Here is a 16,551-nt window from a genome sequence, read left to right as displayed (position 1 = left end):
AACCGCGTCCAATTTTCCTACGGACAAGGCATTGCATGCCGCCGTTGAAGGGCACATGCAATTGCAGCCTACTTCTTGGGCGGATTTTCTGCGGGCAGGTATCGCGAAATCTCTAAACCGGCGGCGACCTGACACATGGTCGGTTTCTTCCAGATCTTCTTCATCGCGTTCTCCTCTTGCGCCAGCCGAACGGGCCGGTCACGCTATCGATGCCATTACCTGAAAATGGGCACTCTTGGAGGCTACAACGTGTTGCAGCTTCAGTTGTTCCTTCATCACCAGCCCGGTTTTCGAATGAACCCAGCCTTAACTTTCCTCGAACAGGCGTGAAATGTCGAGCCGCAACCGGTAATCCGATCGTCAAATATGAATGCGGTCACGCCTCGTGCGTTCATAGTGATGCATGCCAAAGGCCCGAGCTAGTCGGGCGGCTGGCGCATCGGTCCCCGCCAAAGAATCGCGCAATGCGCGTGTCAAAGCTTCAGGCCGGGTGGCCAGATTTCAAGCGCGCCGTAATCGCGCGTTGCCACCGTGTCGTAGTGACCGGTCAAAAGCACCGTCGACCGACCGGTGCCGAGAAGGAGCATCGCCACGCTTCATGATCGTTCCTGATAGAGTTGAAACGCTTGCAAAGCTAGACCAGCTGGGCGCTGGCCCGCCGGTAGCCGCAAGCAAGAAGCGGTGAGAGCAGGCGTGCCGCTCAGGGGGCCGGCTGCGACTTGGGAAAGAGCGCGGCCAAGGAACGATCGGAATTTCCAGCAGTTGGAGTCGGGGTCGGTCCTCCCTCTACCGGTCCAAGGCATGGAGCCCGCCCCAAATGCGGAAATGGGGCGGGCTCACTTTGTTGGAATCCAGGAACATTCCTTTGTCCAAAATATTAGGGTCGCTTCCATCCTGGAGCGCACATGCCGATTTTTGACGTCCCACTTGGCTTGCCCGCCTTGGGCCGAATGAGGCTGGCGCTGACGTTTCTCGTGCTGCTCGCTTTGGTCGCGCCCGGGCTTGGCGAGCCCCAGACGATGGTGATCGGCTATCTCGGCGAACAGCGCAAACCGCCTCTACCGCTCGGGCCACTGGACGAGGTCGTCACCGACGACGGCCTGCAAGGTGCCCGGCTCGGCATCGCCGACAATGCCAGCACCGGCCGCTTTCTCGGTCAGCAATTCCGGTTGCAGGAAATCACCCTCAAGCCCGGCGAGATGCCAGCCGAAGCGGTCAAGGAATTCGCGGCCGCCGGCATCAACTTCCTCATCGCCGATCTCGATGCCGCCCGTTTGCTGCAGGCGAGCGACGCTCCAGGCGCCGAGAGGATGACGCTGTTCAACAGTCGCGCTCCTGACGAGCGGCTCCGCCAGGAGGATTGCCGCAAGAACGTGCTACACACCATTCCGAGCCGCGCGATGCTCGCTGACGGGCTGGCGCAATATCTCGTCTGGAAGCGCTGGCAGCACTGGTTCCTGCTGGTCGGGGCGCATCCCGAGGACCGGGCGATGGCGGTCGCCTTTCGACGCGCGGCGACGCGTTTCGGAGCAGAGATCACCATCGACCAGCCCTGGACGTTCAGGCCGGCCAACGGGCGCGCCGACACAGGACATGTCACGCTGCAGACCGAGATTCCCGCTGCCACGCAGGTCAGCGACTATGATGTGCTCGTCGTTGCCGACGAGGCGGACGAGTTTGGCGCCTATCTCGAAGGCCGAACCGCATTTCCGCGGCCGGTCGCCGGGACGCAGGGTCTCGTCGCGACCGGCTGGAGCGCGGTCAACGAAGAGTGGGGTGCCACGCAACTCCAGGATCGCTTCCACAAGCAGGCCGGGCGCTGGATGCTGCCCAGCGACTACGCCGCCTGGCTCGCCGTGCGAAGCATCGGCGAGGCGGCAACGCGCCTGCACAGCCTCGATCCGATTGCGATCGGAAAGTATCTCCGCAGCAACGATTTCCTGCTCGCCGGATTCAAAGGACAGGGGCTGAGTTTCCGTCCGTGGAACGGCCAGATGCGCCAGCCTGTCCTGATCGCGGGCCCTCGGCTGCTCGTCTCCAACTCGCCACAGCCCGGTTTCCTGCACCAGCGAACGCCACTCGATACTCTGGGGATCGATCTGGAGGAGAGCACATGCAAGTTCTGATTGATCTTATCCTTGCAATGTTGATTCTCGTTCCTCCCGCCTCGGCTGAGACGATCTACGTCTCCAATGAACAGGACAACACCGTCGCGGTCGTCGACGGGGTGGCCATGACCCTGCAGACAACCATCGATGTCGGGCGGCGTCCGCGCGGGATGGCGCTTTCGATCGACAAGAAGACGCTATTCGTTGCCGAAGGCGACGACAACCGCATCGATGTGATCGATCTCGCCAAACGGCAGGTGGTTGGTCGGTTGCCTTCGGGCGCCGATCCGGAATTCTTCGTTGTCCATCCGGACGGCAAGCGGCTCTTCGTGGCCAATGAAAATGACAATCTGGTTTCGGTCGTCGATATCGCGGCAGGTAAGGTCACAGGCACCATCGACGTCGGCGTGGAACCAGAAGGCATGGCAGTCAGCGCCGATGGCCGCACGGTCGCCTGCACTTCGGAGACGACGAGCATGGTTCATCTCATCGATGCCGGCACACTCGAGCTCATCGACAATCTGCTGGTCGACACGCGGCCGCGCGCGGCGGCGTTTTCGCCGGACGACAAGCAATTGTGGGTGTCGTCCGAAATCCGGGGCACCGTCGCCGTCTTCGATACCGCTACACGCGCTGAAACTGGCAAGATCGAATTCGAGGTGCCGGGTATCCGGCGCGAGGGGGTGCAAGCGGTTGGCATTGAGATGTCGCGCGACGGCACGACCGCCTATGTGGCGCTCGGCCCGGCCAACAGGGTTGCAGAGGTCGACACCAAGACGCTGGCGGTGCGGCGCCTCTATCTCGTCGGCCAGCGTCCGTGGCATGTAGCGCTATCGGACGACCAGAAGCGTCTGATCAGCGCCAACGGCAACTCGGGCGACATCTCCTTCATCAACCTTCACGATCAGGAGGTGGTGAGATCACTGCCGGTGGGGCGCGGTCCGTGGGGCGTCGTGATTGGCCCATGAACGCCCTGTCAGTCGAGGATCTAGGTCACAGTTTCGGAAGCCGGCGGGTTCTCCAGGGCGTCTCGTTCGCGGTGGCTGAAGGCAGGATGTGTATCCTGCTTGGACGCAACGGCGCCGGCAAGACGACCTTGTTCTCGCTGATCACCGGTCTCTACCACGCGCGCGTAGGATCAGTGCAGGTCTTCGGCCAAGCCATGAATGCCAATCCTTCCGCCGCGCTCGCGCAAATGGGCGTCGTCTTTCAATTGCCGACTCTCGACCTCGATCTGACGGCCGGCGAGAACCTGCGATACCATGCGGCCCTGCATGGGCTTCCCACGGAGCTGAGCAAGGAGCGCTCCAGGGAGGAACTCAGCCGCCTGGAGGTGCTGGACAGGATCGACGATCCCGCCCGCGCGCTGTCCGGCGGCCAGCGCCGGCGCGTGGAGATCGCACGGGCGCTGATGCATGGTCCGCGCCTGCTGCTGCTCGACGAGCCTACCACCGGGCTCGACGTGCCAGGACGGCGCGCGCTTGAACAGCATATGAGAAAGCTTTGCCGAGAGCGTCGCATTGCCGTTCTGTGGGCAACGCATTTCCTCGAAGAGGTGGCGGCCGACGATGATGTCGTGGTGCTGGATCAGGGCAGGGTATGCTGGGCCGGCGGCGCGGATCGCATCGCGCCCGAGCTTAATGTCGAAACCATCGCGGGGGCATTCGCCGTGCTGACGGGCTCGCCATGAAAGTCCACCACGCATTGCGCGCGCTCGACGGCATCTTGCGGCGGGAGATGTTGCGAACGCTTCGGCAGCGCGGCCGGCTGCTCTCGGCGATCATACGGCCTTTGGTCTGGCTCGCCATCTTCGCCGCCGGCTTCCGCTCGGTGCTTGGCCTGTCAATCACGCCGCCCTATCAGACCTACGTGCTCTACGAGGTCTATGTCGTCCCCGGGCTGGCGGCCATGATGCTGCTCTTCCATGCCATGGCAAGCTCGCTGGCGATGGTCTACGACCGTGAGATGGGCAGCATGCGCCTGTTGCTGACGGCGCCGCTTCCACGCTGGTATCTGCTTGCCGCGCGGCTGCTGGCGAGCGTCATCGTCGGTCTGCCGCTGGTCTATCTGTTCTTGCTGATCGCGCGTTATTGGGACGTGCGCCCGCCGTTTCTAGGCTACCTCGCCGTGTTTCCGGCGCTGGTCCTGTCAGGCCTGATGCTGGGCGCGTTCGGGTTGCTGGTATCGTCCGTTTCGACGCAGATGGAGAACTTCGCCGGCGTGATGAACTTCGTCATCTTCCCGACGTTCTTCGCCTCGACGGCGCTTTATCCGATATGGCGGCTCGCCGAGGCGGGGCCGGTGCTGGCTACGATCGCCGCATGGAACCCGTTCAGTTCGGCGGTCGAACTGATACGCTTCACGCTCTATCTGCGCTTCGATCCCGTTTCCGCCCTTGTCGTTCTCGCCTGCCTCGTCGTGTTTTTCCTGGCGGCAGTGGTCGGCTACGACCCCGGCCGCGGCCTGTGGTCCCGGCGCGGCGGCGAGGGCTGATCATTTCAGGGCGTAGAGGTAGGCAGCGATATCACGCGCCTGCTGCTCTGTGATCCCCGTCGATGGCATTGCCGTGTGCGGATTGATCTCCCTGGCCGCTCGTATCCAGCGGATCAGGTTCTCCGGATTGTTCGCCAGCACGCCGGCGATAAAGACCCGGTCGGCAAGGCTGGAATCGAGGCGCGGACCAACCTGGCCTTGTGCCCCCGGCACGCCGGGGATCGTATGGCATCCAGAGCAGCCGTTCGCGATCATGATCGGAATGGCGCGCGCTTCCAAGCCGCCGGTCGCCATGTCCGATTCGTGGCGACCACGATCGCGCCGGTCGGACCACAAGGTCGGACCGGTGTGCAGTGACGTGAAGAAGAGATGCATGACCGCGCTGCCATAGGCCTGCTGGCGGCCGGAACGCGGCAGAATCCCCCACCAGAACAGCAGGGCTGTGCCGAGGAAGCTCGCATGCTGGGCGTAGTGCAGCACGCCCTGCTGAAGCGCTGCCTCGAACAGGACGGGAACGTGCCAGATCCAGATCGCGATACCGTGGATGACGGTTGCGTTGAGGGGGCGGCTGGCCACGGTCCAGATCGCCTGGAGAATCCTGCCGTGCGTGAGCCTTCCCGTCCCTCGGCGAAGTGCGGCCGGCAATGCCCATATCAGGACCGCGCCGGGGCAGGCGGCGACAAGGAGCGGCGCCGCTACCGCCATCAGCAGTTCATGCTCGATCATGTGGGCCGATGATGCCGACTTCGCTTTGCCGCCCTCCGGTCATGGCGGCGACAACCGACGCGATGCCCGTCTCGGGAAAATAGACATGCTCGATCGGCTGATACGCGATCTCCCAGCCGGGCTTTGAGGGCCATTTCGACGTGATGCATCGATGGCCATAAAAGCCCAAAATCCTCAGGAGTCGGGGTCTTCAAGACATGGTTGCGAAGCGTGGATTGCCGCCCTAACGGGCAAGAGCACGTACTTTTATCGTCGGCTGCACCCGCATAAACGGCGGCCGATGGCAGAGCCTGCCCGCCATTGACGCGCTTAGCAAACGATGACGCATAAAGTTCCCAACGGCTCGTTAAGGAAGGAGAGACCACGACATACAGGCTAACGGATCGTGAATGAACGAACCGGATTGGCGTCGGTTAACAGGTGCTTCCATGAGGGACCACATTTTGTTCGCGACCGCCTTCGCTTTGCTGATCTCGTTCTCGGTCAGCGTTGCCCTCGTTTCGTGGGCGGCGCCGATCACCGCGCAAGCCATTTCGCTCGACGTGCAGAAGTACATCGACGGGTGGCAATTGTGATCGCTATGATCGCTGGACCGGAATGACCGTCCTGGCCATGCTGGAAAACCCGCCCGGCGTCAGCCGAGACGAGCTCTCTCCGTTCCAGTGCTTTGATTGGGCAATCGACAGATGTCGAACTCCACAGCGCGGGGAATGTTCCTGCGGTTGCACAGGCCGGCGTGGCGACCCAGCATCGCCAGCAAAGCGATCCATTAAAAGGCAACGGCACAGCCCGAAAGGGACCTGAGGCCAACAGGAGCGCTTAGGGCCAATTGCAATTTCTGTGCGAATCGCCTCTATTTCTTCAAGGACCAATCGCAACGCAGTTTGCTGAATTCATGGTCCCTATCCTTGATGGCGACCGGCGTGTACCCCGCCCCCCAACCCGGCGTCGGTCGCCTACTCTCAGGGCAGCTCCAAATGTTAGCTAAGTTTCGAACGCGCTGCTCCTGGTCACGGGCAGAAGTTACGGAGTGGCCATTAACGCAGGTTAATGCGTCAAGTTGGTGACGGGCGAGGGTTTGTAGTTGGTGCTTCCGATCCACTCTTCGGCAGCTTCGTCGGACACGCGGAGAGAAGCATATGAGACACAAGCGTCCCCTGATCTCAGCCTTTGATTTCGACGTCATAAAAAACGCTCTGAAAGTCATAATCGCAGCGGGCGACATCCCCGAATGCGAATGGGACAAGCAAGCTCGCAACCTCGCGAAAACTTTTTCGGGCACCAAAGCAGATGAGACAATGATCAGATTTCTGCTTGAGACCTGTCGGACGACCAACGCGTCCGAAGAGGAGCGTCTTGCCACGCTTGCGCCTGGTGCTCACGTCGAAGGCGGGCGGCGCAATATTCAGCGTTCACGCGAACTGCTTGCCCGTAGCGGTCATCCTTTGTGCAAAGGAGAAGCCGAGCGTACGGGCCCAGATGGCTCGAAACGCGAAGTTCTTTCCGATTAGATCATCAGGCGTGTTGGAACGCCCACGACCTATGACTCTCTTCGTCGGTGGCGATGTCCACAACCATGTACTTTGCTCGGAGAACCCATGCCAACAGCCGAGAATGAACACGCGTGGGCTGACATCGGCACGTAAATGCGGCGTCTGGCCAGCAGCCGACCGGTGCGGCTCTTCAGAGACTTGGCAGGAGGTAGACTTGCACACTTCGCGGCGCGGCTTGGCGCCCACCGATTAGCCGGGACAACAAGATGGCGCCTTTCCCGATCTTTTTCGCAGAGGAAGTCTTTCGCTTTCGGCGATGTCGCTTAGAAAGCCAACCACTATCTTCGCCTGCTCCGACGTACAGGCATAGAAGCGCTGTTTACTTTCGGTGCGGGATCGGACGATTCCGAGTTTGGCCATGCCGCTCAATGCTGTGAAAGGGCGGCCTGTGTCCCGCCCACCAGAGAAAGTAGGTCCGACACGGATTTCTTACCATTCATCAGGTGAACGACGATCAACAATCGCTGCACGTTCGCGGCCGTACGAGCCGCAACGGATTTATGCAAATCCATCATAAATCGCATGCTCATATCTCGTTTGCGGCGATCGTGGTCGCATGGTTACGCTTGGGCATCAAAACAAAAACGAGGCGATTGAGCCTCGGGGAACCTTCATCATGCGCGAAATTGGGAGCGCTGAACCGGCACATTTCGTGATCGTGCCGCGACGCAAGACTGGGACGAAAATCCTGGGTCTCCTTGTCATTGTCCTGCTTGCAATGCTCGTCAGGGCTTTCTGGGTCGGCGACATTGCCTGGAGTTATGTCAGCACCAACCTGTTTTCGCCAAGCGTGCTCAAGGGCGTCGTCAACTCCATTATCATGACATTCTGCGCCATGGCGCTGGGCATCGTGCTAGGCGTGGTGGCCGCCGTTATGCGCATGTCGGACAATCCGGTGCTGAGGAATGTCTCGATAGGCTACGTCTGGCTCTTCCGCGGCACGCCGGCGCTTCTGCAACTGCTGCTGTGGTTCAACCTCGCGCTGATTTTTCCCACGATCGGAATTCCGGGACTGTTCTCGTTTCGAACCGTCGACATCATGACGCCCTTCGTCGCCGCGTTCCTTGGGCTGGGCATCCAGCAAGGCGCCTATACCGCCGAGGTGGTCCGCGCCGGCATTCTGGCCGTGGACAAGGGCCAGACCGAGGCCGGCCTTTCAATTGGTATGACGCCTCTACGCGCTATGCTGAGGATCGTCCTGCCGCAGGCCATGCGCGTTATCGTTCCGCCTATCGGCAACGAAACCATCGGCATGGTCAAGCTCACGTCGCTCGCCAGCGTCATCCAATATTCCGAGTTGCTGAGAAGCGTCGAGGACGTCTACTACGTCAACTCTCGCGTCATCGAACTGCTGATTGTCGCCGCCATCTGGTACATGGTCGTCGTCACTGTACTGTCCATTGGCCAGATCTTCGTAGAGCGCTACTTTTCGAAAGGCTGGGGCGGCCACGGTCAGCCCGCCGGCCAACCTCTCACCGAGGAGGCGGCGTGATGGACGCGCTGATCACGGTTGTCGGTCTGCAGAAATATTTCGGTTCTTTCCATGTCCTGCAAGACATCGACTTTGCAATTGCCAAGGGCGAGGTCGTCTGCATCATCGGCCCATCCGGCTCTGGCAAGAGCACCTTTCTGCGCTGCATCAACCAGCTTGAAAAGATCGATGCTGGATATGTCGCCATCGAGGGCGAAATCGTGGGCTACCGCCGTGATGGGAACAAACTCCATCCGTTGAGCCAAAGCGAGATCGCCCGCCAGCGGCAGTCCGTGGGCATGGTGTTCCAGCGTTTCCATCTTTTCCCGCACAAGACGGTGCTGCAAAACATCGTCGAAGGGCCGGTGGGAGTGCAGAAACGCCCCAAGAGGGATTGCATCGATGAAGCCAAGACCCTGCTCAACCGCGTCGGGCTTTCCCTCAAGGCCGATGCTTACCCGGGCGAATTGTCGGGAGGCCAGCAGCAGCGTGTGGCGATCGCTCGCTCACTCGCGATGAAGCCGAAAGCGATGCTGTTCGACGAGCCCACCTCGGCGCTCGATCCGGAGCTGGTCGGCGAGGTGCTGAGCGTGATGAAGGAGCTTGCGGCGTCCGGCACCACTATGATCGTCGTCACGCATGAACTGGGCTTCTGCCGCGAGGTGGCCGACCGTGTGCTGTTCATGGACGCCGGTCGCATCGTCGACTGCGGGACACCCGCCGAGATTCTCGAAAATCCACGAAATCCCAGAGTGAAGAATTTCATCTCTGCGGTGCTTTGAAAAACAACCTTCAGGAGGAAAAAGCCATGAAATTCATACGCATTGCCGTTTCGGCGATGGCCTTGGTCGCGGCCGGTGCTGCGCACGCCGACACCAAGCTTAACCTTGTCAACCAGGGTGAACTGCGCGTCCTGACGAACCCGATCTACCCGCCCATGGAATTCGTCAATCCCGATCAGGGCACGCTGGATGGCTTCGACGTAGACCTGATCAACGCCATTGGCAAAAAGCTCAACCTTAACGTGCTTTTCGTCACCTCCGCATTCCAGGAGCTGCAGAGCGGGCTCCAGACCGGGCGCGGCGATATGATCATCTCCGGCATGAGCGACAACGTGAAGCGCCAAGCCAGCATGGACTTCGTCGACTACATAACGAGTGGCCCAATCCTCTTCACGATGAAGGCCAACGCCGCCCAATATAAGGAAACGACGGATTTCTGCGGCAAGACCGTCGCCGGCAGCCGTTCGACCTCCTTCGGCGAAAACGTCACCGGCTGGAGCGACGCCAACTGCGTGGCCAAGGGTAAGCCTGCGATCAAGTTCGAGGGAACGGCCGATTCCAACGCCGCCCGTCTCGGCATGAAGCAGGGCCGCTACGACGCCGTGGTGCAGGGCATCGAAACGATTGCCTACCAGATCCGCCTCGAGCCGGACACCTATCAACTCGTCGGCGAACCCCTGCTCAGCAACGATACCTTCGGCATGGGCTTCAAAAAGGACAATACCAGCCTTCGCGATGCCGTGGCCGGCGCATTAGACGAACTGATCAAGGACGGCTCTTACGACGCCATGCTCAAGAAGTGGGGCTTGGTGCACAACGCGGTGCCGAAGGCCGTCATCAACGGCGTGAAGTAAGCACCGAGGCGCACCTAAATCTCCTCACTTCGCGATTTGACCGGTCATCCGGCCGGAGCGGAGAGCTTTTGTCTTTCACAATCCGCGCCCGGCTTTGCCGGGCGCGGATGAATCCCCAAACAGAATGACCACGCCATGCCGCAGTCGCCTCTTATCATCGGTTCGCTTTGGCCAGCCGGAAGACAATCCGCAGTCGGTCTCGCTTTCGACGTCGATGGGCCGACGGGAGACGCGATGCTCGACGGATCGCTGCTTTGCAACCCGCGCTATTTCACGCAGGGCGCCTATGGCCCATGGCGCGCGCTGCCGAGATTACTCGACCTGCTCGCGGCCTATGACCTCAGGGCCACCTTCTTTATCCCAACCTGGGTTGTGGAGCACTGGACCGACCGGTGCGAGCGCATCGTGGCCGGCGGGCACGAAGTTGGCTATCACGGTCACCGCCACGAGGTGTTCATTGACCTCACGGCGGAGCAGCAACTGGACGTGATGGCGCGGTCGCGCCGGATTTTTCGCGACCGGCTCGGCGTGACCCCTATCGGGTTCAGAACACCATCGGGCGATTGGAGCCACGAAACGGTGGCGCTTCTCCAGGATTTCGGCGTCATCTACTCGAGTTCCATGCGCGGCGACGACCGCCCCTACTTCCATCCTTCCGATGAGGGTCCCGGGCTCGTTGAAGTCCCGGCGCGCTGGGACATCGACGACTACACCGCGCTTGCCTACACGGAGAGGCCGGATTTCCCCGTCGGGCTTGACCGGATTGCAGACTATCGCGTCGTGGAGCGCAACTGGTGCGCGGAGTTCGAAGGCTATCACCGCGAAGGGCTGTGCTGGACGACGATCCTGCATCCGAAGGTATGCGCCAAGCCAGGGCGGCTTTCCATTCTCGAAGGCCTGTTCAAGGTGATCGCCAGCAAAGGCGACAGCGTCTGGACGGCCCGTCTCGGCGACATCGCCCATTGGTGGATTGAACGCTGGTCCGAGGCCGACAATCGAAAGCCGACGCCATGACCACGCCACAGCCTACAATCTGGCCCAAGGGCAAAAACTGCGCCGTGATGATCGCGGTGCCGTTCGACGACGGAGCCGACGCGATAGCCGCCGCTCCCGATCTTGCCAACAGATCGAAGAGCCTGTCGGTCTGGCAATTCGGCGCAACCCGTGGCGTCGAACGGCTTTGCCGGACATTCGCCACATCGAGCGTCAAGGCAAGCTGGTTCCTGGACGCCCAAACGGCGGATCGCCATGGCGACCTGGTGCGTCGGATCGCCTATGCGGGGCACGAGATCGCAAGCAGCGGTCTTGCCTTCGATCGCTACGATGCGCTCACGCCTGCCCGGTCGCTCGACAGCCTCAAGCGCTCGAGGGACGCACTGGAAACGCTGGCGGGGAGGCACACAACCGGGTTTCGCCTGCCGCAGGGCAATTGGCCCCCAGGGTTCGACAGACTTCTGATGGAAGCGGGCTACAGTTGGTCGGCCAGCCTCAATGGCGACGACGTGCCCTACACTCATCCGTCCGGCCTTGTGGCAATTCCGGTTCACATCGAGCTGGAAGACCGGCCCTATTTCCAGTTCAATTTCGCGCCCGCCTTTCCGAAGGGGCAGGGCCGGATACCCGACTACGAAGGCGTCCTTCACAACTGGGTCGCCGAGTTCGACGCATATCGCCGCTTCGGCCTCTGCTACGTTATCCAGCTTCGACCGGAATGGAGCGGAACACCTGGGCGCATCTCGCTTGTCGAGGACCTGCTGCGTCACATCCTCAGCTTCGACGATGTGTGGCTGGCGACTGGCGCCGAGATAGCGGAGCGCCAGAAGGCGCTTGGCTCGACCGTCGCGAATGATCATCCGATCCAGGTCTTCGACGCCTACCGCAAGGAGCAGGGCGTCGATGACTGAAACCATTCTGACTGCACTTGCCGACAAACTCGCTGCCACGGACTTTTCGGACTTTCCTGAAAACACGGTGCGAAAAGCCAAGCTCCATATCCTGGACACGGTGGGCGTTTCGATCGCGGGCGCGACATCCCTCGAGACGAAGCTCGCGGTCGACGCACTTGGGTTGAAGGGCGACATAGGAGAGGCGAGCGCCTGGGGACTGCCGCTCAAGACCGACGCCCGCACCGCCGCCTTTATCAACGGCGTGTCCGCGCATGCCTTCGAACTGGACGACTCCGGCGGCTGCGACCACTCCGGCGCCGTCGTCCTGCCGGCCGTCATCGCAGCACTCGAGACGACCGGACGGGCGGTGGACGGTCGCCTGTTCCTCAAATCGGTGCTGCTTGGGTATGAGGTGGGACGCCGCGTCCTGGAGGCCTGCGGCGGCTATGAAACCCACAACGGCAAAGGCTGGCATTCTACTGGCACCTGCGGGACCTTCGGCGCTGCGGCGGCCGTGGCGACACTGTTGGGGCTGGATCGAGACGGCATAGCCTCGGCGCTAGGCTGCGCGCTCTCCTATTCGGGCGGGACCTGGGCCTTCATCCATGATGGCGGCCCTGCCAAGAAGCTTCACGCCGGCCGTGCCGCGGAGGGCGGCTACGTTTCGGCCCGGCTCGCTCGGTCCGGTTTTCGCGGGCCAATTTCGGCTTTCAACGATGTTTGGGGCGGATTTTTCCGAACCTTCGGTGACGTGCGGGCGGCGCCGGAAGAGCTCAGTCGCGATTTCGGCCAGAACTGGCGGCTCAACCGCTGCTCAATCAAACCGCACGCGACGTGCCGCGGCACGCATTCAGCCATCGACGCCATCGATTTGATGCTCGGGGACAACGGGCTGGCGAGTTCGGATGTCGCTTCGGTCTCCGTCGAGATGAGCGGCTTCCAGTTCGGCATGTGCGGCCACAAGACTGTAACCTCGCGAGCGCAGGCGCAGATGAGCCTGCCTTATGCGGTCGCGGCGCGGCTGCATTACGGCAAGGTCTCGTTGGCCGAGCTCGAGGAGAAAGCCTGGCGTGATCCAGCGATCGGCAAATGGCTGGACCGTGTGACGGTTCGCGTCGACCAGGCGATGCGCGATGAGGAAGAGCCGTCCGTGCACATCCGTACCCCTGATGGGAGCGCGTTCTCGGCGAAGGTGGAAGATCCGCTCGGCGGACCGCTCAATCCGCTGAGCGATGAACGCATCATTGCCAAATACACCGACCTTGCCGGGGCAGTGCTGCCGGAAACTCGGATTGCCGCGCTCCGCGATGAGATCCTCGGCATCGATGCCGTCGCCGATGTCCGCCCTTTCACCAACCTGCTCCAACCGTGAGATGACAATGTCCGCACTTTCGAACGCAACATGGTCGCCCCTCTTCAAGGAGGCAGTCTCGACCGACTTTCGCGACTTTCACGAATGCCTCGACCAGGACAAGCGCATCGCCATCTATGACGTCGCCGCCTCCAAGGTTCATGCCCGGATGCTAATGCGCGCAGGCGTCCTGACGCCCACGGACCACGATGCCATCCAGGTCGGTCTCGACACGATCGCTGGGGAAATCGGATCCGGTGCTTTTGCGTGGAGGAAGGAGCTCGAGGACGTCCACATGAACGTCGAAAGCCGCCTGACGGCGCTGGTCGGCGACGCCGGCAAGAAGCTTCACACCGCCCGCTCGCGCAATGACCAGGTCGCGACGGATATTCGCCTTTATGCACGAGCCGAACTCGCAGCGCTCGGCCTTGAGTTGCAGGCGCTTATCCTCGCCTTCGTCGATCTCGCGGAACCCCATGCGGCTACGATCATGCCGGGCTTCACCCACCTTCAGATCGCGCAACCGGTTACGTTCGGCCATCACTTGATGGCTTATGCGGAGATGTTCAGCCGCGATGTCGAGCGCATTGGCCAGGCGCGCGAGCGCCTCAACGTGTCACCGCTGGGCGCCGCGGCGCTCGCGGGAACAAGCTATCCCATTGATCCTGATTTCAGCGCGCAGCAACTCGGTTTTTCGCGCGCCTTCCGCAATTCGCTCGACGCGGTGTCCGATCGCGATTACGTGGTTGATATCTGCTCGGCCGGGGCAGTCATCATGGGCCACCTGTCGCGCTTTGCCGAGGAGGTCATCCTGTGGTGTACGCCAATGGTCGATTTCATTGAGCTCGGCGATCAGTTCTGCACCGGCTCGTCGATCATGCCGCAGAAGCGCAATCCTGATCTTGCCGAGCTTGTCCGTGGCAAGGCCGCGCGTGTTATCGGCAACCTGACGACGTCGGTGGCCCTGATGAAATCTCAGCCTCTCGCCTTCAACAAGGACCAGCAGGAATCCAAGCCGCCGCTGACCGATACGTTGGAGAATGTGCGTGGCGCGGTTACCGTCACGACGCAGATGCTGCCGACGATTAAGGTCAAGGCCGCCAACATGCGCGCGGCTGCGGAAAAAGGCTATTCGACGGCGACAGACCTCGCAGATTATCTCGTGCGCGCCGGCATGCCCTTCCGGGATGCCCACCATGCGGTGGCCGCGATCGTGGGCGCGGCACGAGACCAGGGTTACGCTACACTTTCCGCGATGCCGCTTGCTGCCATGCAGGCTTTTGCTCCCATTATCTCGGAGGACGTGGTGGATGCCCTGACGACGGAAGGCTCCGTTGCCAGCCGCAACCATCGCGGCGGCACCGCACCCGTGCAGGTTCGCCGCGCCGCGGCCGAACTGCGGGTCATGCTCGGGTAATTAGGCGAGCTATTTACCTACGCGAGAACGCCTGTTTAATGACGGGTCCATCGCGGAGAATGGTTTTGAAACTGGCGTTCCAACAGAATCGGTTGCCGCCGCTGCAGACATTGCAGACCTTTTCCGTCGTCGCGGAAACCGGAAGCTTCACGCTGGCTGCCTCCGAGCTCAATCTCAGCCAGAGCGCCATCAGCCGCCAAATACAGCAGCTCGAGCATTACTTCGGCTGCAGCCTGTTCCAGCGCCACACGCGCAAAGTGGTGCTGACGGAGCAAGGAGAGGCGATCGTTCCCATCGTCAACGGATTGCTTATCTCGCTGCGCAACTCCTTCGAGGCAACACGGACCAGGGGGCGGTCGCTCACGGTGCGCATGCCGCCGACCTTCGCCCGGCGCTGGCTTCTACCTCGACTGACGGACCTTCATGGTCGCCATCCGGGTCTGAACATCACGATCGACACTGCCTGGTTCGCCCGCCCGACCTTCGGGACCGGCGACATCGACCTGCTGGTCCTCTATGGCAACGGCCATTGGCCGGGCATGCATGTCGAATTGCTTTTGCCCGAAAAACTGACCCCGATGTGCTCGCCCTCGTTTGCCACCTCGCTTGGCAACCCAGCGCGGATCGAAAGCCTGGCCGACTGCGTGCTGCTGCACTCCAATGCGCGACAGAGCGACTGGACGCTGTGGCTGCAGGCCGAGGGCGCCTATGACCTGACGGCGGTGCGCAACCAGATATTCGACACCCAGGATTTCGCGATGACGGCAGCGGCAAGCGGTTATGGCGTCACGATGGGCGACATGCATCTTGCACGACAGGATCTGGAAAGTGGCACGCTTGTCACCCCCTTTCGGCGCATCATCGAAAGCGGCTATGGCTACTACGCGATCTGCCCGGCGCGAGAGGACGCCAAAGCACGCGTGTCCGACCTGCTAAACTGGTTGGTAAGGGAGCGGCCAACGTAAAATCCCTGCAGCATCGGTGCGGCACTGCCGGCCCCGCTCTTGTCCGCGGCGTTGATGAGATCGTCGACCGCGCGCGTCGAGGCGCCCCCGGTACCGAACATGGGACGGGAGCGACCCACCGGCGTCACCTATGTCTATGCGCCGGACCGAACGGCGGAGCGACCGGTCGCTCATCTGGGCCGGAACCCTGCAGGTCGACGGAGATGGTGGCTGTGTCGCCATCTATGACGGACGCGACCCCAGCGATCCGAATCCGGCTTTAGGCCGATCAAGTTCGATAGATTGACATCGGGCATATCACCGCCGCGCTGCATGACGAACTGCGCGGTCAGTGCGGCGACTGCGGCAACCGTCCAGAGGACCAGCCGTTTCGGCGCGCCTGCCAGCAGACGCGCCCGCCGCCGCTGTGCGCCTTGCCGCTTGCGCCATTGTTTGGATTGATTGTCGTAGCGAGATCGATCCATAGCAGTCCCCGACGCCGACCACCCTGGCCAAGTGCTGTCGATCATGGGCTCCCATTGCAATAGAAGTCGTCGACGAACCGGCCGGTGGCCTTGTCCCGGCACCGCCACATTAGCGCATAGTTCTGTTCATAGAATTGATCCCAGGCCACGCCGTAGGCCGTGCGAGGTGGGCGGTAATATCCCCCGCCGTAGCCGTTGTTGGCCGCAACAGCAACGGCCGCGCTATTCCAGTCGCTACGCATTGTCGGCCTCTACAAGCCGCATGCACTTGTCCGCCGTCGCCCCGCGGCGGACTAGCAGGGCCGCTACTCTGCTTCGATATTGTTCGTCCGTGGAGGCCAATGTATGGCACAAGGCCACGGTATTCATTGCCGTGAGATCGCCATCAGATACAACAGGAGTGGTTGAGCAACCGGCCAGAAACAGCGCGGTGCTCGCAAGAGCTTGCAGTCTTTTCATTTGATTTTCCCCCACGTAAAAT

At 61.6% G+C, this 16,551-nt stretch carries 16 protein-coding genes; 14 read left to right on the top strand and 2 right to left on the bottom strand.

Annotated elements, in window-relative coordinates:
- Positions 1-68: 68 nt before the first annotated feature.
- Positions 69-164 (bottom strand): pyrroloquinoline quinone precursor peptide PqqA, encoded by a 96-nt coding sequence (locus LB571_RS04675; RefSeq protein WP_140620309.1) that lies wholly within the window; start codon positions 162-164, stop codon positions 69-71.
- Between the two features lie 741 nt (positions 165-905).
- Here LB571_RS04675 and LB571_RS04670 point away from each other — a divergent pair.
- Genes LB571_RS04670 through LB571_RS04655 form a run of 4 tightly spaced genes read left to right on the top strand, consistent with a single transcriptional unit; the run spans position 906 to position 4,601 of the window.
- On the top strand, positions 906-2,126 hold the full coding sequence (locus LB571_RS04670; RefSeq protein ID WP_015316542.1) for an ABC transporter substrate-binding protein: 1,221 nt from the start codon (positions 906-908) through the stop codon (positions 2,124-2,126).
- Positions 2,114-3,076, top strand: coding sequence for a PQQ-dependent catabolism-associated beta-propeller protein (locus LB571_RS04665; protein WP_224592561.1), 963 nt, complete (start codon positions 2,114-2,116; stop codon positions 3,074-3,076). Before LB571_RS04670 ends, LB571_RS04665 begins: the two co-directional genes overlap by 13 nt.
- Positions 3,073-3,798, top strand: coding sequence for an ATP-binding cassette domain-containing protein (locus LB571_RS04660; RefSeq protein ID WP_015316544.1), 726 nt, complete (start codon positions 3,073-3,075; stop codon positions 3,796-3,798). Before LB571_RS04665 ends, LB571_RS04660 begins: the two co-directional genes overlap by 4 nt.
- Positions 3,795-4,601, top strand: coding sequence for an ABC transporter permease (locus LB571_RS04655; protein WP_015316545.1), 807 nt, complete (start codon positions 3,795-3,797; stop codon positions 4,599-4,601). The genes LB571_RS04660 and LB571_RS04655 overlap by 4 nt, the downstream gene beginning before the upstream one ends.
- Here the strand turns inward: LB571_RS04655 and LB571_RS04650 are convergent, their stop codons facing one another.
- Entirely contained in the window at positions 4,602-5,327 is a 726-nt protein-coding gene (locus LB571_RS04650; RefSeq protein ID WP_224592558.1) for a cytochrome c oxidase assembly protein, read from the bottom strand.
- Between the two features lie 428 nt (positions 5,328-5,755).
- Here LB571_RS04650 and LB571_RS04645 point away from each other — a divergent pair, with 428 nt between their 5' ends.
- The 10 genes from LB571_RS04645 to LB571_RS04595 all read left to right on the top strand — a co-directional run bounded on the left by LB571_RS04645 (position 5,756) and on the right by LB571_RS04595 (position 15,606).
- Positions 5,756-5,902 carry a hypothetical protein gene (locus LB571_RS04645; RefSeq protein ID WP_015316546.1) on the top strand — a complete coding sequence of 49 codons (147 nt, stop codon included), beginning with the start codon at positions 5,756-5,758 and terminating at the stop codon, positions 5,900-5,902.
- A 564-nt stretch (positions 5,903-6,466) separates the two neighbouring features.
- Complete coding sequence (locus LB571_RS04640; protein WP_224592555.1) at positions 6,467-6,838, top strand: hypothetical protein; 372 nt, start codon at positions 6,467-6,469, stop codon at positions 6,836-6,838.
- Between the two features lie 658 nt (positions 6,839-7,496).
- The gene (locus tag LB571_RS04630) at positions 7,497-8,372 is read left to right on the top strand and encodes an amino acid ABC transporter permease (RefSeq protein WP_015316548.1); all 876 of its coding nucleotides are present in this window, start codon (positions 7,497-7,499) and stop codon (positions 8,370-8,372) included.
- Entirely contained in the window at positions 8,372-9,133 is a 762-nt protein-coding gene (locus LB571_RS04625) for an amino acid ABC transporter ATP-binding protein (protein WP_224592551.1), read from the top strand. Before LB571_RS04630 ends, LB571_RS04625 begins: the two co-directional genes overlap by 1 nt.
- Positions 9,134-9,189: 56 nt before the next feature.
- Positions 9,190-9,987, top strand: coding sequence for an ABC transporter substrate-binding protein (locus tag LB571_RS04620; RefSeq protein ID WP_224588117.1), 798 nt, complete (start codon positions 9,190-9,192; stop codon positions 9,985-9,987).
- A gap of 234 nt (positions 9,988-10,221) precedes the next feature.
- The gene (locus tag LB571_RS04615; protein ID WP_224592548.1) at positions 10,222-11,001 is read left to right on the top strand and encodes a polysaccharide deacetylase family protein; all 780 of its coding nucleotides are present in this window, start codon (positions 10,222-10,224) and stop codon (positions 10,999-11,001) included.
- Complete coding sequence (locus LB571_RS04610) at positions 10,998-11,891, top strand: polysaccharide deacetylase family protein (protein WP_224588284.1); 894 nt, start codon at positions 10,998-11,000, stop codon at positions 11,889-11,891. The genes LB571_RS04615 and LB571_RS04610 overlap by 4 nt, the downstream gene beginning before the upstream one ends.
- Positions 11,884-13,245, top strand: coding sequence for an MmgE/PrpD family protein (locus LB571_RS04605; protein WP_224592544.1), 1,362 nt, complete (start codon positions 11,884-11,886; stop codon positions 13,243-13,245). Before LB571_RS04610 ends, LB571_RS04605 begins: the two co-directional genes overlap by 8 nt.
- Before the next feature lie 7 nt (positions 13,246-13,252).
- Entirely contained in the window at positions 13,253-14,641 is a 1,389-nt protein-coding gene (gene argH, locus LB571_RS04600) for an argininosuccinate lyase (protein WP_224592542.1), read from the top strand.
- Between the two features lie 59 nt (positions 14,642-14,700).
- Positions 14,701-15,606, top strand: a complete 906-nt coding sequence (locus tag LB571_RS04595; RefSeq protein WP_411908852.1) for a LysR substrate-binding domain-containing protein — start codon at positions 14,701-14,703, stop codon at positions 15,604-15,606.
- The last annotated feature ends 945 nt before the right edge of the window (positions 15,607-16,551 follow it).

The sequence above is a fragment of the Mesorhizobium sp. BR1-1-4 genome, assembly GCF_020165375.1.
In the GTDB taxonomy this organism is placed as follows: Bacteria; Pseudomonadota; Alphaproteobacteria; order Rhizobiales; family Rhizobiaceae; genus Mesorhizobium; species Mesorhizobium australicum.
Note: the sequence above shows the minus strand (reverse complement) of the source record. Positions and strands in the feature narration are given on the sequence as shown.